The sequence below is a fragment of the Roseibium sp. genome (assembly GCF_965216085.1).
In the GTDB taxonomy this organism is placed as follows: Bacteria; Pseudomonadota; Alphaproteobacteria; order Rhizobiales; family Stappiaceae; genus Roseibium.
In genome coordinates this window covers 631,104-653,533 of record NZ_OZ244138.1, presented here as the reverse complement: position 1 = coordinate 653,533, position 22,430 = coordinate 631,104, and the positions used below count along the sequence as shown (strand labels likewise).

Genomic DNA, 22,430 nt, shown 5'->3' with positions numbered 1-22,430 from the left:
TTTCAACAAGTAGCAGATCTAATTCCCGAGCCGGACAGCATTACCGGTTGTCTGGTCGGCACTGGAAAACCCGGCTCGGTCCAGAACTTGATTGGCGCCAATCGCAATCACAACGATGGCCGCAAAGGCGGTCAGCATGGCTTTCATTGGTGTCCTTCCCCGGCCTGGCCAGAAACCGTTGCCGTTTTTAAATACTCTACAAGGTCCTTGCGATCTTCCTGCAAGACAATCCGCTGCATCGGCATCTTGGAGCCCGGTATATAATGATCAGGTCCATCTAAGAACAATTGATCGATGGTTTCGCCCGACCAAATGATATCAGAGGTTAGAAGCGTTTCCGAATAACTGTATCCGGGCAATGTACCTGCCTTTCGGCCAAAGACCTTATGGAGCGTCGGACCGGCCTTACGAATGCCGTCTTCCGTGAGCGAGTGGCAAATCGAACATTTGCGGGCAAATTGCCGTTCGCCGTTGCTCATTTCGTCCGGCTTGCGGAGGAAAAGCGGTGTCTCAGTGGCCATTGGATCAAAACTGGCCAGGTCTGCGACAGGCCACGAATAGACGATGTTTTCGATACCACCAGCATGAAGCACGCTGCCGTCCTGGGAAAAGGCCAAGGCCCAGATCGGTCCTTTAAGAGCGGCCCGGAAGTCGGTTTCGATCCGCCAGGATTTTGTATCAAAAACGGTGATATACCCTTGCCCGTCCCCTGTCGCGAGCCGCCTACCATCCGGACTGACCGTCAGCCCGAGGATCGGCCGCCGGTCCAAGGAAAACTCGTTCAGGCGCTCGCCGGTGTTCAAGTCGATCATCCGGGTGACACCGTCTTGAGAGCCATAGGCAAGCCAGCTCGCGGGTCCTTCGTCCCCACCACCGAGGGCCAGCACATTGATGCCAAACCCATTGCGGTCGATTACGCGTTTTTCGGTTCTTTTGTCCAAGTCCCAAAGGATGACGGAGCCATCAACCGAGCCCGAATAAAGCGAGCGCCCATCTCGGGAAAATGCGACCGCATTCACGCCCGACGAATGGCCGCTGAGGAATTGTGGCTCACCGCCCGCAATCGCCCAAAGACCAATACGCGAATCCCAACTGGCACTGGCGATGAGCTTTTTATCCGGCGAAACCGCGATCCCAACGACTTTTGCGGTATGACCTTCGAGCTTGGTTTGCGATCCGGTTTTCAGATCCCAGAGGATCAGATCGTTGTCGTCGCCAGCCGAGACAAGGCGTTCCTTATCAACAAAGGTTACCGCCTTGACGGCCGCCTCATGGCCTTCCAGCCACTGAGGCATGCGGCCGGACCAAACACCGACAGAGTTATCGAAGCTTGCGGTCGCAACAAGTCCGTTTTCCTTAGCAACCGATATATCCATCACCGGCCCGCCATGGCCTTTCAGGGTTTGAAATTCGGCGGCTCCCGCAAGTTGGGGTTGGCCGCTGAAAACCACCGCCCCGGCAACCAGAAACCCATGCCACAACCGGCATTTATTTAGACAGCTAATCAACGGCGCTTCTAGCGTTGACAAAGCGTCAAAGGACGCACGGACAATACCCGGACGCATCTATTCAGCCGGAACCGCCCCGGCGGCGTCCCGTTCCTTTTCGTTTGCTTCAGCTGCTTCGACTTCCTTGACCCAGAGGCCGTGGTGTTCACGGGCCCACTGCAACTCCACGTCGCCCGTGCCCATGGCATCATAGGCGCCTTCCATACCGACCGAGCCGATGTAGATATGGGCTAGCACAATGGCCATCAGAATGAATGCCAGGATCGCGTGCCACAACTGCGCCAATTGCATGTCCTCATGCGGCGCAAGTTCGGTTGGCAGAGTTCCAAAACCAAGAAGCTGCGGCAGGCCAGTAGCGTTTAAAGCATCAGATACAGCAGCAAACATCGGCATCTGGAAGGGGAACAATAAAGACAGCCCGGTGATGGAGATCAGCGCGCCAAAAACAATCACGCTCCAAAAAATCATTTTCTGGCCGAAATTGAATTTCTTGGCTGGCGGGTGAACACCCTTTTTCAAAAGCCCACCGCCAACGGCAATCCATTTTAGATCTGTCTTGTTCGGGATGTTGTGCGCAACCCACATGACAAAGACCATCACCAGACCCAACATGAAGGCCCAGGAGACGTTGTTGTGCACCCACTTTGACATCGAAGCGAGCGGATGGAACGCATCATGGCCGATCAGTGGAATGATGAGCATCCGGCCGAACAAGGTGATAAGACCTGTCAGTCCAAGCAGAATGAAGGATCCACCGAGGAGCCAGTGCCCAAACCGTTCGATCGCCTTAAAACGGGTAATCGTTTGTCCGGTTTTTTCGCCGTCAATGCGGATTCTCCCGCGCAAGAGGTAGAATAACCCGAGAAATGCCAGCGTGGCCAGCAGTAGGATACCGCCATATGTCGCCAGCGGCCCTTTACGCCACTCCAGCCACCGCATGCCACCGTCTTGCATCAGCACGGTTGCCGGTGTCCCGCCAGAAGAAACAGTGATGTCCGCGGACCCGTAGCGCAGGGCTCGCCAGAGTTCAGGGTCGGACACACCGCCCAGCGTCCCCATTTGTGAGGATATACCTGCCGCAGAGTCAGGATCGCCGGTCGCATTTCTTTTGAAATCGTAGTCGACTTTTTCGCCGCGCTGGCGCTTCAAAATATCTTCGAGTGTCTGAGCCCCTCCTGTTGCCGAGCGATCCACGGCGCCCTCACTCGCGCCAGAATCCTGCGCAACGACTTGGGTCATGAATGCAAACAGGACAGCCATAATCAGAGCCAGGCGTTTCATGTCTGGAACCTCACACGAGTACATCAGTCGGAGACACGCAGGGCGGCTGCATGGCCGCCCCGCACATGTTTGAAATCTTCAGAAGGACGTGAGTCAGGTCCCCGCCTGGATACTTCATCCAGACGGGTTTTAGTAACCTGGCTTAACCGCCTCTTTGGCCGTATGCAGAGCCCCAGCCCCAGGCGCCGGAGCCGAAGCCACGGGCAACCACACGCTCACGGTAGATCGCCGACACAACGTCGCCGTCCCCTGCAAGCAAGGCTTTTGTGGAGCACATTTCTGCACACAGCGGCAGTTTGCCTTCCGCGATACGGTTGCGGCCGTATTTCGCGAATTCTGCAGTCGAATGGTTCTCTTCCGGACCACCTGCACAGAAGGTGCACTTGTCCATCTTACCACGTGAACCGAAGTTGCCCGCTTGCGGGAACTGCGGAGCACCGAAGGGGCAAGCATAGAAGCAGTAGCCGCAGCCTATGCACAGGTCCTTGGAGTGAAGGACCACACCTTCTTCGTTCTGGTAGAAACAATCGACCGGGCACACCGCCATACAGGGCGCGTCCGAACAGTGCATGCAGGCCACGGAGATCGACCGTTCGCCGGGTTTGCCGTCATTGATGGTGACGACACGGCGGCGGTTGATGCCCCAGGGCACTTCATGCTCGTTTTTACAGGCGGTCACGCAGGCGTTGCATTCGATACACCGCTCAGCGTCACAGAGGAACTTAGCCCTCGCTTGTCCACCAAGTGCCATTCGTTCTCTCCTCCCTTACGCGGCCCAGATTTTGCAGAGGGTCGCTTTGGTCTCCTGCATCTGTGTGACCGAGTCATAGCCATAGGTTTGAGCGGTGTTGGTGCTCTCACCAAGGACATACGGATCAGCGCCAGCCGGGTATTTGGATCTCAGATCTTCACCCTGGTAATGGCCGCCGAAGTGGAACGGCATGAAGGCAACGCCCTCACCGACCCGCTCGGTCACCATGGCCATCACTTTGACCTTGGCACCTTCTGCCCCTTCAACCCAGACCTGCGCGCCGTCACGAACCCCGAGATTGTTGGCATCTCTTGGGTTGATCTCGACGAACATGTCTTGCTGCAGCTCCGCGAGCCACGGATTGGACCGGGTTTCGTCGCCGCCGCCTTCATATTCCACCAGTCGGCCGGACGTCAGGATGATTGGATAATCCTTGGAGAAGTCCTGCTTCTGGATGGAAGCGTAAAGCGTCGGCAGGCGGTAGAATTTCCGGTCCTCATAGGTCGGATAATCGGCCACCAGATCCCGGCGCGGGGTATATAGCGGCTCACGGTGCAGTGGGATCGGATCCGGGAAGGTCCAGACCACAGCGCGTGCCTTGGCATTGCCGAACGGTGAACAGCCATGTTTGATGGCCACCCGCTGGATGCCGCCCGAAAGATCGGTCTTCCAGTTGGTCTTCGGACCGGCAACCGCCTCAATCGACGCCCGCTCTTCATCGGTCAGATCGCCATCCCACCCGAGATCCATCAGCATCTGCATGGTGAATTCCGGATAACCGTCCTGGATTTCCGCACCTGGGTTCGAAACGCCATCAGCCAGCAGGTTCTGGCCATCGCGTTCCACGCCAAACCTTGCCCGGAAGCTCAGGCCGCCTTCGGCAACCGGCTTGGACATGTCGTAAAGGTTCGGAGTGCCAGGGTGTTTCATTTCCGGAGTGCCCCAGCACGGCCACGGCATACCGTAGTATTCGCCGTCGTTCGGCCCACCGATCGCTTGTAGAGTCGTGCGATCGAAGGTGTGCTGGTTTTCCATATGCGACTTGATGCGTTCCGGAGACTGACCGGTGTAGCCGATCGTCCACAGACCCCGGTTCAATTCGCGGGTGATGTCCTCGACATTCGGTGTTTCGGCATCTTCCATTTCAATGTTGCGGAAGAGACGATCGCCCCAGCCGAACTTGTTCGCGAACTTCGCCATGATGACTTCATCTGGCAAGCTCTCGAACAGCGGGTCGACAATCTTGTCGCGCCACTGCAGCGAACGGTTCGACGCAGTCACAGACCCACGGGTTTCGAACTGGGTACAGGCCGGTAGCAGATAAACGCCATCGGTCCGGTCATGAAGCACGGCAGAAACGGTCGGATACGGGTCGATGACGACCAGCGTGTCCAGCATTTCCATGGCCTTCTTCATTTCCGACATACGGGTCTGGGAGTTCGGAGCATGACCCCAAAGCACCATGGCCCGAACCTTGTCCGGATTGTCCATATTCGCAGGATCTTCCAGAACACCGTCGATCCAGCGGCTCACCGGAATACCCGTCAGGTTCATCAGGTTCTTTTCTTTGCCGTCGGCGCCAGTCGTCTTAGCGAACTGACCTTTCAGCCAATCAAGATCCTCTTCCCAAACGCGGGACCAGTGCCCCCATGCGCCAGCACTCAGGCCGTAGTAACCCGGCAGCGTGTGCGACAGAACACCGAGATCCGTTGCGCCCTGAACGTTGTCGTGGCCACGGAAAATGTTGGTGCCGCCGCCGCTCGTACCCATGTTGCCAAGGGCGAGCTGCAGGATGCAGTAAGCGCGGGTGTTGTTGTTGCCGTTGGTGTGCTGGGTGCCGCCCATGCACCAGATCACGGTGCCCGGTCGGTTGTTGGCCATCGTCCGCGCAACACGCTTCAGCTGGCTGCCCGGCGTACCAGTCACCCGTTCAACTTCTTCCGGGTTCCACTTGGCAACTTCTTCACGGATCTGGTCCATACCCCAGACACGGGTGCGGATGAACTCTTTGTCCTCCCAGCCGTTGTCGAAGATGTGCCAGAGAATACCCCAGATCAGGGCAACGTCCGTACCCGGGCGGAAGCGGACATACTCGTTGGCATGTGCTGCGGTCCGGGTAAACCGTGGATCACAGACGATCAATGGCGCGTTGTTCTGTTCCTTGGCGCGCAGAACATGCAAGAGCGAAACCGGGTGTGCTTCAGCCGGGTTTCCGCCGATGATGAAAATCGCTTTGGAATTGTGGATGTCGTTGTAGCTGTTGGTCATGGCGCCGTAGCCCCATGTGTTGGCTACGCCGGCGACCGTTGTCGAGTGACAGATACGGGCCTGGTGATCCACGTTGTTGGTGCCCCAATAGGCAGCAAACTTACGGAACAAATAGGCTTGTTCGTTATTGTGTTTGGCCGAACCGAGCCAATACACACTGTCCGGACCGCTTTCTTCGCGGATCTTCATCATCTGGTCGCCGATCTCGTTGATCGCCTCGTCCCAGCTGATGCGCTTCCACTCGCCGCCTTCTTTTTTCATCGGATATTTCAGGCGGCGTTCGCCATGCGCATGCTCGCGCACCGACGCACCTTTTGCGCAATGCGCACCGAGGTTGAAGGGGCTGTCCCATCCGGGCTCCTGCCCGACCCATACGCCGTTGGACACTTCCGCGATGACCGTACAGCCAACGGAACAGTGTGTGCAGACAGATTTTACGTTTTGAACGGCACCAGAGCCGGCTTGTGCCTGGGCTTTGGTGACAGATCCGCCCATGGCGGTGATGGCGGCCAAACCGCCTGCGGCAACACCAGAACCTTTCAAGAAAGTCCTGCGGTCTACCGATTTATGTGCAGCGTCTCTAAGGATACTTGCACCCTGGGGGCGTCGCGCAACCCCATTGGTCTTTTTCCTAAGCATCTTGCCCTACCTTGCTAATATCGAAATCGATATGGCTGGGTTTATTCAGTGAACCGGCCATCGGGCGTCACGCAACCATCGGCCGGGGTGTCACAGGGTCCAGTTAGAACCGGGCGCTGTCGAGATATGCGCGGGTGTGCGCTGTATCTTGCATTTTGTCCGAAGACAGATCTGGCTCAGCTGCTTCCGCAGAAGCACCGCTGCTCGCCACAGCTGCCGCTGCAACGGGACCGGATATGGCCGCCAACTTCAAGAAATCCCGGCGCCCTGAACTTCGCTCAGGCGCCCCCTTATCGGGTCGTTTCATCGTCGCAATCCTCCTCTCCTAGCGGGCGGAAATGCCGCCCTAAATTGCCTACGTGAACTCAAATGCCACCAGCAGAAACCTGCTGACGACCTAATTGGGCAGCATCTCAAATGCCTGGTCTTCGATCTCCATGAACTGCCGCCCCAGCGAACCGACCGCCGAATAGAACACGGATGTTCCAGAAGCTTCCAGATCGCTGAAAAAGTGAATGGCCCAAGGGCCGACATGTGATTTGAAAAAGACTTTTTGTTCGGCAACGGACGTCACCGTGCCAAAACGACCCACGATCAATCCACCCATAATCTCCATGAGGGATGCGATATGGTCTTCTGGCTCTTTTTTGCCTTCGGCGCGTTCAATTCCACGCTCAGACATCGCTTGGCGCAGATTCGCCAAGGGTTTCTCATTTAAAAAACCGGTGAGATAATGGCTGGCATAGGGGAGCAATTCCCCGCGGCCAAGACCGATGAACAGCGCATTGAATTCACGTTCTGCGGTTTCCGGAGTTGTAACTGCCGAGACCTTTGCAAGAATACGAAGCGCAGATCCCAAGGGCGTATCATCACCTTGCAAACTGGCGATTTGGCGCAGCAACTCTTGATCCGCCGGAGAAACCAGCAAAACACCCAAAAAATTATATAAGTCTGCTCTCGCCTGGTCTTCCGGGTCGATTACATATTCCGTCACAACAGCGGCCATGCGCCGTTTCCTCCCTCATACGCGATAAGTTGGCCCTTACACCGCCGGTTAGATATTCACGAATAATCAAACCGCATTCGGCGGCGCCTGGGAGGTATTTCCTCCTCTTCCACCGCCAATGGCTCAACCGAAGACACGCACTCATCGCGCAAGTTGGCATCTTGCATCAAGGCATCTCCTTGCGTCAATTGCACAAATGCTGTTTCTTTTTCACCTGTACTTTGGTGCAATGCCATATTCTGGCCTTCCCGCACTGCATCATTATTTGCGTATTCTTCTGGCTCTTCTACTCCAGTTTCAGCATCCTTCTCGTCTTCCTCGGTCTCCAGATCTTGTGCAAACCGGTCGAACATGCCTTTGCCGACCTGATAAACGGTCTGCATGTTGGAGATCACCGTCGCGGCATCGGTGTAGTCCTCCGCATATTCGACGAGGCCATCCAGGTTTGCGAGGACCGGATTGAGACCCCACATCCGCCTGAGCGCCCGGCGTTTCAAACGCTCTGGGACAGCAGACGCCAAGAATGGTTTGAAATCATCTTTTTCACTCAAAGTCTCCGGATCGGGAAGTTCGAGCTCCGCCAGGATTTCCGCATCGCTCTTTTCCTCCAGCTCAGCCCGGCCTTTAGCGGCCTCAGCCGCCTCCAACTCTTGCCGCTCCAGTTCTTCCGACTGCCGCACCGCAGCCTTGCGGCGGGACCAAAAGTCTGTTGGATCGTTGGAACCGGATGTCATTGCAAGACATCTTTCGATTTGCCGCGAGGGGACCTGTAAACATCTGCGAGTTGGCGAATACGTGGATCGCCTATGCCTTCTTCTTCCAAGTCGATCCGTTTTTTGTCGCGCTTACGTTTGATAAAAATCTCTTCTTCGTGATGTGCTTCAGCAAAGTCCCGAACCCAGGCGACCAGCCCAGGCGGCATCGGCACCTTCTCAACCAGAACTTCGCTGGTATCCGCATAGTCTTGCCCTTCATAGGCCGACGCGGTGACAAGCACGACTTCCATCGGGACGTCATGGTCCAGCTGTTCAGCGGGTCGCATGACAACATAAAGGGAGGGGATCTTGTCAGAGAGAGCGGCCAAATAAGCTTCCGCATCCGCACGGTGAAGCTCCAGAGGAAGAGTGGCAGCGTGGTATTCGACGGCATCGCCTTCTTCACGCAGCACTTGCCAATCGGCGTTTCCAGCGCCTGGAAGAAGCGAGACCGCCCGCCAGGACCACTTCTGCCATTTGGTCACACCCGGCAATCGGCGCACGACCACGCCGACCGGCATCGACCGGGTCCTTTCTGTATTCACGGACACGCATCCTCCCTCGCACCGAACAAGCCGGCACTTTCTCTCCCCTCTTATGCTGACGCAGCGTCGGCAAAATTCAAGTCCTTCTAAAGGACACTTGACGTACGCCCCTCACCGCCCTTGTTTATGGAGTTGGTGTTTTGATTTCCGCTTGGGAGAGGCCGGAAACGAGATGCCGGGGGAGAGGACGCGCGCATAATGACGGACGCCAAACTTCTGCTGTGCGACTGCCTGAAAAGCCAGTCGATCAATGCAGAACAGATTGAAAAACTTACGGGTTTAACGTGTTCCAAAGTACATACGGCCTTGTGCCGGGCAGAGGCCGCCGACGCCGAATCAGCCCTGCAATCCGGAGATGTTCTGATTGCATGTCAGCAGGAGCGCACCACCTTCGAAGAATTGGCAGCAGACCTTGGTGTCAATGATCCTCTATTCGTTGATATACGCGACCGCGCTGGCTGGAGAGCTGATGAAGCCTCTCCGACACCGAAGATGGCAGCTCTGATTGCAGATGCTATCCTGCCTGCGCCTGCCGACAAGGTTGTCGACGTCACGTCTGAAGGCACATGCCTCGTTTTTGGTGAAGCAGAGATCGCCCTTTCGGCAGCCCGCAGCCTCTGTGGAACTCTGAGTGTTACAGTTCTCATCGACCCCGAAGACGAAATCCCGGTTGGGGATGATCGCCGCTTCGATGTCGTGCGCGGCCGGGTGAAATCGGCGACCGGAGCGTTGGGCGGTTTCAATGTATCCTTCGATGAATTGCAGGAACGGGTCCCCGGTGGACGCGGACCACTGAACTGGACCGATCCACGCAGCGGTGCCCGCAGCGCCTGCGATATCATCGTTGATCTGCGCAGGGAGCCACCTTTGTTCCCGGCGGCTGAAAAGCGTGAAGGCTATTTGCGCGCTGATCCGGGCAATAAAGAGGCCTATGCGAATGCACTTCTTGAAGCCTCTCAGCTCATTGGCACGTTCGAAAAACCGATTTACGTCAAACTGAATGAAGATCTCTGTGCGCATTCCCGGGCCCAAAAGCCGGGATGCAGCAGATGCCTGGACCTTTGCCCGACCGGCGCGATCAAACCTGCTGGGGATCATATAACGATTGATCCGATGGTGTGCGCCGGCTGTGGCACCTGCTCTGCAGTCTGCCCGTCCGGTGCCGTTTCTTACGATGCGCCCGCACCCCAGCACATTTTCAAGCGGATAGAAACGCTCGCCGCCACGTGGCGAAAGGCGGTCAACGAGCCGCCGCGCCTTTTGGTGCACGACGCAAACCATGGCGCAGAACTGATCCGGCTCTCGGCACGCTATGGCAAAGGTTTGCCGGCAGATGTCCTTCCAATGGAAGTCTCGGCCCTGGCCGCCTTTGGACACGCCGAGGCCCTGGCAGCTTTAGCCTGCGGCTTTTCCTCGGTGACTGTGCTCCTGTCACCGCAAACCGAAAAGGATGGCCTGCCCTTCCAGGCAGAGTTGGCGACCGCAATTTCAGGAAACCGGCAGATCAAACTCATCGAACCAGTCGATCCAGATCAACTGGAAGCCGAGTTGTATATTGAGCAAGTGGAAGCACCCGCCTTATCGCCGATCTTGCCGCTCGGGTCCCGCAGGCAAGTGACACGCCTTGCGGCAAAGGCCCTGAATGAAGCAGATGCTGTAATAGAGTTGCCGACAGGAGCACCTTATGGGGCGGTTTCGATGAACGCCGATGCCTGCACCTTGTGCCTGTCCTGTGTATCCTTGTGCCCGTCTGGTGCCCTTAAGGAAAACCCTGATCAGCCGCAACTCAAGTTCCAGGAAGATGCCTGCCTTCAATGCGGCATTTGCACAACGATCTGCCCGGAAAGTGCCTTATCTTTGGTGCCACAGCTCAACTTAAGCGACACAGCACTGAGGCCGATTGTCCTGAAGGAAGAACAACCGTTTGAGTGCATCGAATGCGGCAAGCCGTTTGGGGTGCGCTCGACAGTGGAACGGATGATCGAAAAGCTGGCTGGAAAACACTCCATGTTCAAGGAAGGTGGTGCGGCACGGCTCATTCAGATGTGCGACGACTGCCGGGTCAATGCGGCTTATCACAGCGAAAACAATCCGTTTGCCGCTGGTGAACACCCGCGCGTGCGCACAACCGACGACTATATCCGGCGTGACCATTGACCGTGAGCCTGAAGGATTATTGGACCTTGAGCGGTGCGCCAAGATCGGCCGGAGTAATACGCGATACAAAAGCCATGATCGCATCCAGTTCGCCCATGGTCATTTCCACCGGCACGATCGCAGGTGGCCGGGTTTCATCGAAGGGTTCGGTGACGTCTTTGATCACGGTAAAGGACGGATGGGGGTTGATCGCAAAGAAGCCCTCAAACCGTGCTTGCCAGTCAGCGAAACTGCGCATAATGGCAAACGACGGCGTCGACCCAATTCCTGAGATCCGCTTTGCTGCATTGACCCGATGGCAACGGCCGCAATGCAGGACCGCCAGTTTTTCACCGCGCCCGGCATCACCGGCAATCAGGCCCGGGTCCACTTCCACAGCACGGGCAGCGGCTGCGGCAAACGAAACACCATTCTTAGCTGGAAAACCATCTATCGTCCGCCGGCCGACATCCCCTGTGAGCCACTCTTCAAACCGCACAACACCTGGCGCGTCCACTTTTACAGCTAAGACCCAGACTTTGCCGAGACCTTCAAATACGGGCGTTCCATCCGCCCCATCGGAAAGGTCCGCATCGGCAGGTGTTCCGGCATCCACCAGTTCAATACGGGTGTTGGTTTTGAGTGAGAACCGCGGCAGAAGATATTTCAGAAAACCGCTATCGCGCAGATCCTGCGGCACGCTCAGCTGGAAAGATCCGGCCGCAAGTGCTCTGGCGGGAGATCCAACGATCAGACCCACTCCAATCAGAGCCAATAAAAATAAACGGCAGCACACGCGCTCCTCCCTCACGCAGCTGGTATTAATACGCCAGCCTAGGAGCGCAGGTGCCGACACGTCAATGCATGTTACAAATACCGGGAGAACCAAATGAACGATGATTTTAACATGTCGATGCGCAAGTTTCTAAAACAGGTTGGGGTCACCTCCCAGCAAGCTATTGAAAATGCGGTACGCGAAGCAGGTGGACCGGCGGGCAAGAACTTGAAAATCAAAGCCGTGCTGACGATCGAAGAGCTCGGGATGGAGCATGTCGTTGAAGGCGAAATAAAGGGGCAGAGCTAACGTGCCGTTATCGCGCGAAACTGTCATTGAGACCCTGAAAACTGTTTTTGACCCTTCAACGGGCGAAGACTTGCTGGCGACCGGTATGATGCGGGGGCTCTCTGTTAACGATGGTGTTGTCCGCTTTGTCCTGAACATAGACCCAAGCCGGGTTGATGAGATGGAGCGTCTCCGGGAAGAGGCGACCGCCAAACTGCAAAATCTCGCCGACTGTAAGTCGGCGCAGGTCATTCTCACGTCCCATTCTGATCAGCCCAGTGCCCAGGCCGCACCAGAGACCGCTCCGCAGCCCGGTGAACTCAAACCGATCAAGCCAATCCCAGCAGCGCCAGGAACCTCCGGTCCGCAGCGAGTTCCGGGGATCAAAAAGATTGTTGCGATCGCCTCCGGCAAGGGCGGTGTCGGCAAGTCGACGGTGGCGTCGAACCTTGCTTGTGCCCTCGCTGCACAAGGACTGAAAATAGGTCTGCTGGATGCCGACGTTTATGGACCGTCGCAGCCAGAAATGCTTGGAATCAAAGGCCGGCCGTCTTCGCCAGACGGGCAGACGATCCTGCCCTTGCGCAATCACGGCGTCACCTTGATGTCGATCGGTTTGATGATCCCGGCGGACAAGGCTGTCGTCTGGCGCGGGCCAATGCTCATGGGCGCACTTCAACAAATGATGACCCAGGTTCAGTGGGGAGCGCTCGACATCTTGATTGTCGATCTGCCGCCCGGCACCGGCGATGTGCAGATGACCTTGTCCCAGAAATTCGCCGTCGATGGTGCTGTGATCATCTCAACACCGCAGGACATTGCCCTGCTGGACGCGCGCAAGGGCATCAGCATGTTCCAGGAAATGAAGGTGCCCATCCTCGGCATGGTGGAAAACATGTCGACGCACATCTGCTCCAAATGCGGCAATGAAGAACATATCTTCGGTCATGGCGGCGTGGCGAAAGAAGCGGCTGAATTACGGGTTCCAGTTCTGGCAGAAATTCCGCTGCACCTGTCCATCCGCACTGCAGCTGACAGCGACACCCCGGCTGTGATCCAGTCGCCGGATGCGCCCGAGTCCGCCGCTTTCACCAAGCTGGCCAATGCGCTCAAAGCCCAATTAACAGCTGAGGAGGTACCTGCGTGAGCGAGCTGCAATTTCCTCCGCTTTTCCAAGGTGTACCGCTGGAGGGGCAAGCGGATCCCTTCGATAAGGCGATTGCCTTGGCAGTCATGGGCACGGATCCCGGAACGGTCGCCTACAATCTTGACGGCGGCATTTTGCGCGCAACCCTGATTTTCACGCCTGAAGTTCCTTTGGAACAGGCCATGACCATGCTTCCCGTCTGCGGCCTCGGTTTTCAGGCCGCTCTTGGCGCATTGGCGCCGCCTGAGGTTGCTGTCCATCTGGAGTGGGATGGCAACATCCGGGTGAATGGCGCGACCTGCGGACGCTTGCGGGTCCAGGCGTCTGGAACAGATCCGTCCGCTACCCCGGATTGGCTAGTTGTCGGATTGGAACTCGAATTCGAGAGCCAGGCGGGAAATCCCGGCGAGAACCCCGACCGCACCTATTTGATGGAAGAAGGCTGCAGCGAGATCACGCCCGATCAGCTGCTTGAAAGCTGGGTCCGGCACACGCTTTACTGGATCAACCGTTGGCAGGAGGACGGCCCGCGCCCGGTCCATTCCGACTGGCGCGGGTTGGCACAAAATCTTGGTGAAGAGATCGAAATTGGCGGAGAGGCCGGAACCTTTGTCGGTCTCGACGAAGACTTCGGCATGCTGCTTCGGACCGGCGACACCACCAAGCTCATCCCGCTCACCACTCTACTTGAGGGAACATCATGAAACTCGCTCGTGCGATCCACCTCGATGAGAGTGACCAGAATGTTTATTTCTCCCCGGCCCGCACGGGAGAATGGTGCCTCTCCGGCGGCTTTGAGTTTTCCGACTGGACCGAGGCCGAACTCACCGGCAAAGCCCGGCAAGCCTTCACCAACGGCTGGTTGGGACTTGAAACCTTTGGCCGGGTGACGTTTGTAGCCATCACGCCAATTGAGGAAAGTGAATTCGATACGCTGGTGACCCGGCTGGCCCAACATTTTGTCGACATCTACGGCGCGCCATCCGTTGACGCTGCCCGCGGTGTTGCATCTGAAGAACTCACCTACATGGCCGAAATGTGCGCCGAGCACGACGACAACACCCTTCTCGCCGTCCAGCGCGAATTGTCTGCCGAAGGAATCCGCGAAGGATTTTCAGCAATCAAACCCCAGGCCGCGGAGTTGGACATGGTCGCGGTACATGGGGACATGGGCGGGCATTGAAGCCGTTATCTGTTGTCGTCCCAGCGAAGACTGGGACCCAGCACTCCGTGTCGCGTATTGCCGCGAAAAAGCTATTTCATGAGGTTACTTGGCCCCAGCCTTCGCTAGGGCGACAAGAAGTGTGGCACCGTTGATATACAAAAAGGGCGCCGATTGGCGCCCAATTGTTTTTTATTGAAAACTTCCAAAGAAATCACATGATCTCTTCAAAAAGCGCCCGTGTATTCTCGGCGGTCATTTCGATTGGATTGCCGCCTGTGCTTGGGTCGCGAAGGGCGGCAGCCGTCAGCTCTTCGATGTTCGCATCCTTGACGCCGAGGTCGGTCAAGGTCTTCGGAATGTTCATCGATGCGTTGAACTCATCGACGAACGCGCAGAAGCCGTCAAAACCGCCTTCGATGCCAAGATAACCAGCGGCCTTGTCGAACCGTTCTGCGATGGCAGACTTGTTGAACTGCAGAACCGCCGGCATGCACACAGCGTTCGTTGTGCCGTGGTGGGTGTGGTGCACCGCGCCGATCGGATGGCTGAGCGCGTGAATGGCGCCGAGGCCCTTCTGGAACGCCGTTGCACCCATGGCAGCCGCCGACATCATATGGCCGCGTGCTTCCAGATCCGTGCCATCTGCATAGGCGCGCGGCAGGTAGTCAACGACCAGCCGCATGCCTTCCAGAGCGATGCCCTGGCTCATCGGATGGTAATGCGGGCTGGAGTAGGCTTCCACACAATGCGCGAAGGCATCGAGGCCGGTGCCAGCGGTCAGGAACTTCGGCATGCCGACCGTCAGTTCCGGATCGCAGATGACCACGGACGGCAGCATCTTCGGGTGGAAGATGATTTTCTTTTCAGCCGTATCGACCTTGGTAATGATGCTTGCGCGGCCAACTTCCGACCCAGTTCCGGCTGTGGTTGGAACGGCAACAATCGGCGCGATCGCGTCGGCATTTGCCCGTGTCCACCAATCACCAACATCTTCAAAGTCCCAAAGCGGACGGGTCTGCCCGGCCATGAAGGCAATGACCTTGGCAAGATCGAGACCGGAGCCGCCGCCAAAAGCAACAACGCCGTCATAACCGCCTTCCTGATAAACCTTGACACCTTCCGCCGCATTCAAGTCGGTCGGATTGGGATCAACGTCTGAAAACAAGCCTCGACCCAGACCGGCGGCATCCAGAAGATCCAGGGTCTTGGTGGTGATGTCCATGCTTGCCAGACCCTTGTCCGTAACAAGCAGCGGCTTGGAGATGCCGGAGGCCTTACAGGCATCGGCGATTTCCGAAATGCGACCTGCGCCGAAGCGCATGGCGGTTGGATATGACCAATTTGCAGTCAGCACCATCTTATTGAGCTTTCTTGAGGTGATAGGATTTCGGGCGGGTCAGATTGTGGAAGCCGATGATGGAAAGACCACCACCGCGGCCAGTGTCCTTACAACCCGTCCAGCACAGCGCCGGGTCCAAATAGTCCGCGCGGTTCAGGAATACAGTCCCCGTCTCGATCTGATCGCCAATCGCTTCCGCGCGTGCGGTATCCTTGGTCCAGAGCGAAGCCGTTAGACCGAAGTTGCTGTCGTTCATCAAACGAATAGCTTCCGCGTCGTCCTTAACCTTCATGATGCCAACGACCGGGCCGAAGCTCTCGTCGCGCATGACGCGCATGGAATGATCGACGTTGACCAGGATCTGCGGCATCAGATAGGCGCCGCCATCGTCTTCCGGAAACTTGGCCGGATCGATCAAGGCCTTGGCGCCATCCGCAAGCGCCTCTTCCGTCTGAGCACGGACTTCAGCCGCAAAGCGGGCATGGGCCATTGGGCCGATGGTTGTGTCTTCGTCCAGCGGATTGCCGAGTTTATAGCCATCAACGATCTTGACCGCCTTTTCGACAAAGGCGTCATAGAGGCTCTCGACCACATAGATGCGCTCAATACCGCAGCAGCACTGTCCAGCATTGAACATCGCGCCATCGATCAGCGTGTCGACGGCAGCATCCAGATCGGCGTCTTCCATGACATAACCCGGATCCTTGCCGCCGAGCTCCAGGCCAACGCCGGTGAAGGTACCGGCCGCTGCCTTTTCCATCGCCTGACCGCCACCGACGGAGCCGGTGAAGTTGACAAAGCCGAAGGATTTTTCAGCAATCAGTGCAGACGTTGTGCCATGATCGAGGAAGACATTCTGGAAAACATCAGCCGGAACACCAGCGTCGTGGAAAGCCTTGGCCATACGCTCACCGACGAGCAGCGTCTGGGAAGCATGTTTCAAGACAACGGAATTACCCGCGATCAGAGCCGGTGCAACCGTGTTGATCGCCGTCATATAAGGATAGTTCCAAGGCGCTACGACCAGAACCACACCATGTGGAACGCGCTTGATCAGGCGTTTGAAGGACGCATCGTCGGCCACTTCAATCGGCGCCAGAGCCTCTTCGGCAATCTCGGCCATATAGGTGGCGCGCTCATTGAATCCGCCAAATTCACCGCCATAGCGGACCGGGCGACCCATTTGATGAGCAAGTTCCGGAACGATCTCATCGTTCATCTCACCAACCTTGGCGACACCAGCCAAGACCAATGAAATCCGCTCGCTCAGCGGACGCTTCTGCCACTCAAGCTGGGCCGATTTGGCCCGGGCAACGGCTGCGCGTGCTTCGTCGGCAGACAACACCGGACGTTCCGCATAGACGGAACCGTCAATCGGAGAAACACAGGTTACTTTGTTTGTCATTGTTAGGCTCTTTCAAAACCCCGGGCGATTTCATAATCGGTCACGGCCCGGTCGAACTCTTCGATTTCCCATTCCGCCGCACGCGCATAGTGATCGATCACTGCGTCGGAGAAAGCTTCCCGCAGGAATTTCGACTTGCGCATGGTGTCGCGCGCATCGCGCAAGGTATGCGGAATTTCCTTGGCTTTTTTTGCTTCATAAACGTCGCCGGAAGTCGGCTTGTCGAGCGGCAGCTTTTCTTCAATACCTTTCAGGCCTGCAGCAATCTGAACCGCAAGCGCCAGATAAGGGTTCAGATCCGACCCGCCGATCCGGCATTCAATCCGCAGCGCCTTGGTGCCTTCACCGCACAGGCGGAAACCGGCGGTGCGGTTGTCGATCGACCAGACCGTTTTGGTCGGGGCGAAAGTGCCTTTTTGGAAGCGCTTGTAGCTGTTGATGTAAGGCGCCAGAAAATAAGTGTAGTCCGGTGCGTATTTGATGAGGCCGGCGAGATAGTGCCGCATCATTTCGGACATGCCGTGTTCGCCGTTGGCATCGCAGAAGACATTGTTGCCGTCTTTGTCGAACACCGACTGGTGCACGTGGGACGAAGACCCAACTTTATCGCTGCGCCATTTCGGCAAAAACGTCGCAGAGCGGCCCTTGGCCCAGGCGATTTCCTTCACCGCATGCTTGGAGATCGTGTGATATTCGGCCGTATCGAGTGCTGGCGCGTATTTTATGTTCAGCTCTTCCTGACCGGCTTCGGCTTCACCCTTGGTGTTTTCAACCGGAATGCCCGCCCCATAAAGGCCGTTGCGGATCGGCCGCATCACATCCTCTTCCTTTGTCGTTTGAAGGATGTGGTAATCTTCATTGTAGCCGGAGATTGGTTCCATATCCCGGTAACCGTTCTTACGCAGCTCATCAAAGCTCTTCTCGAACAAGAAGAACTCCAATTCGGTTGCCATAACAGGGGTCAGGCCGAGCTCGCTCATACGGGCAACCTGTGCCTTCAGCATGGCGCGCGGAGAATGTGGAACTTCTTTGTGTGTGTGATGATCCAGCACATCGCAGATCACCATCGCGGTGCCTTCCAGCCAAGGCATTAAGCGGATCGTCGACAGATCCGGCTTCATGACATAATCACCATAACCACCTGACCAGCTGGTCGAGGCATAACCTTCCACCGTATACATCTCCAGATCCGTTGCTAGCAGGTAGTTGCAGCAATGGGTTTCCTCATACGCACTGTCGACGAAGTGCTGGGCGTGGAAACGCTTGCCCATCAGCCGCCCTTGCATGTCGACGATACAGGTGAGCACCGTGTCGATCTCGCCGGTAGAAACGAGAGATTTCAGTGCATCAAAGGTCAAATTGCCAGGCATGTGTCGGATCCCTGTAGGGCGGTTTGGTGTTTTGTTTCAGTTTAGAAAGTCCCGGTCCGGACGGTTCTAAGATCCGGACCGGTAGTTGCATGGACGGACCGCATCAGCACAGCGACGCGGCCAGTCCCAGGCGTGCATTAGCCATAGCGGTAAGGCCGGCCGGCCTTCTGCATATCCGCGTTGTACTTCTTGAAGATCTCGACAACTTTCGCCTTGGTTTCAGACTCAGCTGCGATTTCATCCCAGAACTTCAATGCGGCTGTTTCAACAGTTGCCCACTCTTCGTCCGGAATGGAGGTCAGTTCCATCTTAGTGCCATTGACGCGCAGGTTGGCTTCGCCGCCCCAGTACCACCACTGGCGATAGTAGTGGGATGCGTCCATGGCCAGCTGAAGCATGGTTTTCAGATGATCCGGCAACTCATTCCAACGCTCTTGGTTGGCAAAGAACGAACCAGCCCAGGCACCGGAGATGTTGTTGGTCAGGAAGTAGTTGGTCACATCGGCCCAGCCAACGGTGTAGTCTTCGGTGATGCCCGACCAGGCGATACCATCGAGTTCGCCAGTCTGAACGGCAACTTCGATGTCTTCCCAAGGCAGGGTGACCGGAACAACGCCGAACTGAGCCATGAAGCGGCCTGCTGTCGGGAAGGTAAAAACGCGCTTGCCTTTAAGATCAGCCAGCGAGCGGATCGGGTCTTTGGTGGCGAAGTGGCACGGATCCCAGGAACCTGCAGAGATATGCTTGACGCCAACTTTAGCGTATTCAGCTTCCCAAATTTCCTTCAGGCCGTACTGGTTGAACAGAACCGGCACGTCGAGGGAATAGCGGGATGCAAACGGGAAGTAACCACCAAAGACGGTGACTTCGGTCGGCGACGCCATAGAGTCATCGTCAGACTGAACGGCATCGATGGTGCCCTGCTGCATGGCGCGGAACAATTCACCGGTCGGGACCAACTGGTCGGCGGTGTAGAGTTCAATTTCCATTTCGCCATTGGCAGCCTTATTGAAGGCATCAATGTGCGGCTTGATCACGTGCTCAGCCAGTGCCGGACCGGCATAGGTCTGAAGACGCCACTTGATCGGTGTCTGACCATGGACGGCCGGTGCGGCCAGAGTTACTGCGCCAGCGGCGGCAACGGTGCCGGTACCAGCTTTTTTAAGAAAATCACGTCTGTTCGTCATTTCTGTTCCCCTAGTTTCGGTTTCAAGTTCAAGCGGCCCGCCCGTTCACCGGGTCTCATTCAACCGCAAATGTAAAATCCGTTTCCTCCGGATATCTTGTTGTTGTCCCGCGCACCCCATCATCGGCTGTAAACCAGTTCCGGCAGCCAAAGAGCGATTTGCGGGAAAGCCATGACAAGAGCCAGCGCCAAGGCCATCACCAAGACAAACGGCGTAATCGATCCGTAAATGTCCCGCATGGTGATGTCCTTGGGCGCCATCGCCCGCATCAGGAAGAGATTGTAGCCAAACGGCGGCGTCATATAGGCGATCTGAGTGGTGATCGTATAAAGCACCCCGTACCAGATCAGCACCTGACCAACCGGCATACCGAGATCGAGTGTGGCAACCAACGGCACATAAAGTGGTGCAACAATTACCAGCATGGCTGTGTCGTCCAGGAAAGTTCCCATGACCAGGAACGACAGCTGCATCAGGATCAGGATCATCCAGGGTGACAGGCCAAGCTGTTCGGTGAAGAGGTTTTCGATTGCCTTGACCGCGCCAAGTCCGTCAAAAACTGCGCCGAAGCCGAGCGCTGCCAGAATGATCCACATGAACATGCACGAGATGCCCAGGGTGTTGCGCAGACATAGGACCAGAATGTCCTTGGTCATCCGGCGTTTCAGGATCGAAGCCAGCAGCGCTGCTAGCGCTCCAATCGCAGAGCTTTCGACCAAACTGGTCCAGCCATTGACGAAGGGCACCATCATCACAGCGAAAATAACGAGTGGCAGAAGACCGGCGAGCAAAAGACGATATTTGTCGTCCTTTGAGGCCTCGCGCTCATCCATGGTGAGGGCCGGTCCAAGGCTTGGCTGCAGCTTGCAGCGCACGGCAATGTAAATGATGAACATAGTCGCCATCATCAGACCCGGTACAATACCGGCAAGCCAAAGCTGTCCGACCGGCGCGCGTGCGATCATGGCATAAAGCACCAGAACAACAGACGGTGGCACCAGAATGCCGAGCGAAGATCCGGCCTGAATGACACCGGTGACCATTCGCTTGTCATAACCGCGCTTTAGGAGTTCCGGTAGCGCAATGGTCGCGCCAATGGCCATGCCCGCGACGGACAGGCCATTCATCGCCGAAATCAGGACCATCAAAAGAATCGTGCCGATGGCCAGCCCGCCATTGAGCGGCCCCATCCAGACGTGGAACATCTTGTAAAGGTCGTCGGCGATTTTGGTTTCCGACAGCACGTAGCCCATGAAGATAAACATCGGCAGGGTCAGAAGCGGATACCACTTCATCAGCTTCATCGCCGCGGAGAACGGAATATCCTGCCCGCCTACACCCCACAGGCTGATGGCCGCAATAGCTGCAATACCCCCGATCGCGCCGAACACCCGCTGCCCTGTGAGCAGCATCAGCATCATCGACGAGAACATCAAAAGAGCGATCATCTCGTAAGACATCAGATGGTCTCTCCCCGGATGGTCGCGATATCTTTGATGAGCTCAGAAATTGTCTGCAAAAGCATCAGGAAGAAGCCGATTATCATGGTCAATTTGATGGGCCAGAGCACCGGCCGCCACGCGGTTGGACTGCGTTCGATATAGCCCATCACCTCGCCGGCTGCGCTTGGGCCGCCCGTGAAAAAGGCCGTGATCAGCTTCCAATAGAACTCCGGGAATTCCTTGCCAAAATATCCAAGAGAATAAGCGGTCGATCCCAAAGCGCCGTAAAGAAGGACACAGAGATAAAAGACGAGAAGCAGGACCGTGAAAGCGTCGAACCAGGCCTTTTTCTTTATGCTCCACTCGGCATAGAACAGATCCATGCGCACATTGGAGCCCATCTGGATCGAGAAAGGACCGCCCAAAACGTAGTAGGCCACCATGGCGAACTGCGCGATTTCCAGGGTCCAAAGTGACGGATTAAAAAACGTCTTTGAGATGGAGGACCACAACAGGATCCCAGCCATGACAAATACGCCCCACATGATGATCTTGCCGAGACCGCGATTGAAACCATCAACCACATGGACATAACAGCGGGCAACCTTAAGCATGCTCTTCCCCGCTTGTTTGCAATGCGCTCTGCGCCGCGGATTTTAGCAGTGGACCGAGCAGATCTGCCCAGCGCTGTTCTTCGTCCGGTGTCGTCACTTCATCATTGCGGATTTCAATCATCAAGCAAGGCAAAGAGCGATCCTCACCATGGCGGCGAACGGTGTAATACACCCCATCTGACGGAGCGTATGGCTCGTTGTCTCCAACGGTCAGGTCACCGCGCGCATTAAGGCCAGCCAAAACGGGATTGGCCAGGCTGCGGTCACTTTCCGAGATCAAGCCAATTTCCCACGGCCGCTGCTTGCCTTTATAGACCGGCGTATAGGTGTGAACGGAAACAACAGCAGACGGCAAACCGCGTTCTTTGCGTAAAGACAAGAGTTTGTCGATCGCGTTGTGAAACGGCCGATGGACCAGATCCAAACGAAACGCACGTTCTTCTTCGCTGAGGTCCCGGTTCCCGGAAATCTCTGTGAGTTCGCTCAAGGACGGTGTCAGATCTTCCCGGTCCTCTTCGCGGTTACAGTCGATGACCAGACGCGACACCGTTGTGTAAACCAGCGGCGAATCGAGCGCCTCCGACAAAGCTTTTGCGACACCCAGCGCGCCCGGATCCCAGGAGATATGCGCGGATTTATCTTCTTCGGATACGCCAAGGCACTGATCATATGGGGGAGGAAAATGGTTTGACGCGTGGTCGCACAGAAGCACCAGCTCCCCTGCGCCCTCCGCATTTAAAACTTCTACAGCACGGGTCATTCCGCCGTTTTGGTGGCTTGATCCCATTCATCACCCCCGGGAAAGCGCC

22 protein-coding genes are annotated in these 22,430 nt (G+C 56.6%); 5 read left to right on the top strand and 17 right to left on the bottom strand.

Annotation, left to right across the window (positions count from 1 at the left end; all coding sequences use genetic code 11):
• Positions 1–18: 18 nt before the first annotated feature.
• The 9 genes from ACOOFE_RS03050 to ACOOFE_RS03010 all read right to left on the bottom strand — a co-directional run bounded on the left by ACOOFE_RS03050 (position 19) and on the right by ACOOFE_RS03010 (position 8,753).
• Entirely contained in the window at positions 19–147 is a 129-nt protein-coding gene (locus ACOOFE_RS03050; protein WP_256370149.1) for a hypothetical protein, read from the bottom strand.
• Positions 144–1,376: a c-type cytochrome gene (locus ACOOFE_RS03045; protein ID WP_420413591.1), complete on the bottom strand. Its 1,233-nt coding sequence runs from the start codon at positions 1,374–1,376 to the stop codon at positions 144–146. The genes ACOOFE_RS03050 and ACOOFE_RS03045 overlap by 4 nt, the downstream gene beginning before the upstream one ends.
• Before the next feature lie 189 nt (positions 1,377–1,565).
• A complete protein-coding gene (locus tag ACOOFE_RS03040) occupies positions 1,566–2,789 on the bottom strand; it encodes a formate dehydrogenase subunit gamma (protein ID WP_420413590.1) in 1,224 nt (407 codons plus the stop codon).
• A 142-nt stretch (positions 2,790–2,931) separates the two neighbouring features.
• Positions 2,932–3,540: a formate dehydrogenase FDH3 subunit beta gene (gene fdh3B, locus ACOOFE_RS03035; RefSeq protein WP_141185058.1), complete on the bottom strand. Its 609-nt coding sequence runs from the start codon at positions 3,538–3,540 to the stop codon at positions 2,932–2,934.
• A gap of 15 nt (positions 3,541–3,555) precedes the next feature.
• Positions 3,556–6,447, bottom strand: a complete 2,892-nt coding sequence (locus ACOOFE_RS03030) for a molybdopterin-dependent oxidoreductase (RefSeq protein ID WP_141185057.1) — start codon at positions 6,445–6,447, stop codon at positions 3,556–3,558.
• A gap of 103 nt (positions 6,448–6,550) precedes the next feature.
• Entirely contained in the window at positions 6,551–6,754 is a 204-nt protein-coding gene (locus ACOOFE_RS03025) for a twin-arginine translocation pathway signal protein (protein WP_420413589.1), read from the bottom strand.
• Positions 6,755–6,844: 90 nt separating this feature from the next.
• Positions 6,845–7,453: a TorD/DmsD family molecular chaperone gene (locus ACOOFE_RS03020; RefSeq protein WP_141185055.1), complete on the bottom strand. Its 609-nt coding sequence runs from the start codon at positions 7,451–7,453 to the stop codon at positions 6,845–6,847.
• Between the two features lie 56 nt (positions 7,454–7,509).
• Positions 7,510–8,187: a DUF3306 domain-containing protein gene (locus tag ACOOFE_RS03015; RefSeq protein WP_420413588.1), complete on the bottom strand. Its 678-nt coding sequence runs from the start codon at positions 8,185–8,187 to the stop codon at positions 7,510–7,512.
• Complete coding sequence (locus ACOOFE_RS03010; protein WP_420413587.1) at positions 8,184–8,753, bottom strand: DUF3305 domain-containing protein; 570 nt, start codon at positions 8,751–8,753, stop codon at positions 8,184–8,186. The genes ACOOFE_RS03015 and ACOOFE_RS03010 overlap by 4 nt, the downstream gene beginning before the upstream one ends.
• A gap of 198 nt (positions 8,754–8,951) precedes the next feature.
• Between ACOOFE_RS03010 and ACOOFE_RS03005 the strand changes: the two genes are divergently transcribed.
• The gene (locus tag ACOOFE_RS03005) at positions 8,952–10,910 is read left to right on the top strand and encodes a 4Fe-4S binding protein (RefSeq protein WP_420413586.1); all 1,959 of its coding nucleotides are present in this window, start codon (positions 8,952–8,954) and stop codon (positions 10,908–10,910) included.
• A 16-nt stretch (positions 10,911–10,926) separates the two neighbouring features.
• Here the strand turns inward: ACOOFE_RS03005 and ACOOFE_RS03000 are convergent, their stop codons facing one another.
• Complete coding sequence (locus ACOOFE_RS03000) at positions 10,927–11,685, bottom strand: hypothetical protein (protein WP_420413585.1); 759 nt, start codon at positions 11,683–11,685, stop codon at positions 10,927–10,929.
• A 93-nt stretch (positions 11,686–11,778) separates the two neighbouring features.
• Here ACOOFE_RS03000 and ACOOFE_RS02995 point away from each other — a divergent pair, with 93 nt between their 5' ends.
• From ACOOFE_RS02995 to ACOOFE_RS02980, 4 genes are read left to right on the top strand one after another with little or no spacing between them, the layout of a single operon-like run.
• Positions 11,779–11,973 (top strand): DUF6494 family protein, encoded by a 195-nt coding sequence (locus tag ACOOFE_RS02995; protein ID WP_420413584.1) that lies wholly within the window; start codon positions 11,779–11,781, stop codon positions 11,971–11,973.
• A 1-nt stretch (position 11,974) separates the two neighbouring features.
• Positions 11,975–13,099, top strand: coding sequence for a P-loop NTPase (locus ACOOFE_RS02990; RefSeq protein ID WP_420413583.1), 1,125 nt, complete (start codon positions 11,975–11,977; stop codon positions 13,097–13,099).
• On the top strand, positions 13,096–13,803 hold the full coding sequence (locus ACOOFE_RS02985) for a DUF4444 domain-containing protein (protein ID WP_420413582.1): 708 nt from the start codon (positions 13,096–13,098) through the stop codon (positions 13,801–13,803). Before ACOOFE_RS02990 ends, ACOOFE_RS02985 begins: the two co-directional genes overlap by 4 nt.
• Positions 13,800–14,282 carry a DUF6505 family protein gene (locus tag ACOOFE_RS02980; RefSeq protein WP_420413581.1) on the top strand — a complete coding sequence of 161 codons (483 nt, stop codon included), beginning with the start codon at positions 13,800–13,802 and terminating at the stop codon, positions 14,280–14,282. Before ACOOFE_RS02985 ends, ACOOFE_RS02980 begins: the two co-directional genes overlap by 4 nt.
• 193 nt (positions 14,283–14,475) lie before the next feature.
• Here ACOOFE_RS02980 and ACOOFE_RS02975 read toward each other — a convergent pair whose 3' ends face one another.
• The 7 genes from ACOOFE_RS02975 to ACOOFE_RS02945 all read right to left on the bottom strand — a co-directional run bounded on the left by ACOOFE_RS02975 (position 14,476) and on the right by ACOOFE_RS02945 (position 22,408).
• Positions 14,476–15,621 (bottom strand): iron-containing alcohol dehydrogenase, encoded by a 1,146-nt coding sequence (locus ACOOFE_RS02975; protein ID WP_420413580.1) that lies wholly within the window; start codon positions 15,619–15,621, stop codon positions 14,476–14,478.
• Position 15,622: 1 nt separating this feature from the next.
• The gene (locus ACOOFE_RS02970) at positions 15,623–17,008 is read right to left on the bottom strand and encodes an aldehyde dehydrogenase family protein (protein ID WP_420413579.1); all 1,386 of its coding nucleotides are present in this window, start codon (positions 17,006–17,008) and stop codon (positions 15,623–15,625) included.
• Between the two features lie 2 nt (positions 17,009–17,010).
• Positions 17,011–18,378 (bottom strand): glutamine synthetase family protein, encoded by a 1,368-nt coding sequence (locus ACOOFE_RS02965; RefSeq protein ID WP_420413578.1) that lies wholly within the window; start codon positions 18,376–18,378, stop codon positions 17,011–17,013.
• A gap of 137 nt (positions 18,379–18,515) precedes the next feature.
• Positions 18,516–19,565: a TRAP transporter substrate-binding protein gene (locus ACOOFE_RS02960; RefSeq protein ID WP_141185044.1), complete on the bottom strand. Its 1,050-nt coding sequence runs from the start codon at positions 19,563–19,565 to the stop codon at positions 18,516–18,518.
• A 119-nt stretch (positions 19,566–19,684) separates the two neighbouring features.
• A complete protein-coding gene (locus ACOOFE_RS02955) occupies positions 19,685–21,025 on the bottom strand; it encodes a TRAP transporter large permease (RefSeq protein ID WP_420413577.1) in 1,341 nt (446 codons plus the stop codon).
• Complete coding sequence (locus ACOOFE_RS02950) at positions 21,025–21,621, bottom strand: TRAP transporter small permease subunit (protein ID WP_141185042.1); 597 nt, start codon at positions 21,619–21,621, stop codon at positions 21,025–21,027. Before ACOOFE_RS02950 ends, ACOOFE_RS02955 begins: the two co-directional genes overlap by 1 nt.
• Positions 21,614–22,408, bottom strand: coding sequence for an N-formylglutamate amidohydrolase (locus ACOOFE_RS02945; RefSeq protein WP_420413576.1), 795 nt, complete (start codon positions 22,406–22,408; stop codon positions 21,614–21,616). The genes ACOOFE_RS02950 and ACOOFE_RS02945 overlap by 8 nt, the downstream gene beginning before the upstream one ends.
• Between the last annotated feature and the right edge of the window lie 22 nt (positions 22,409–22,430).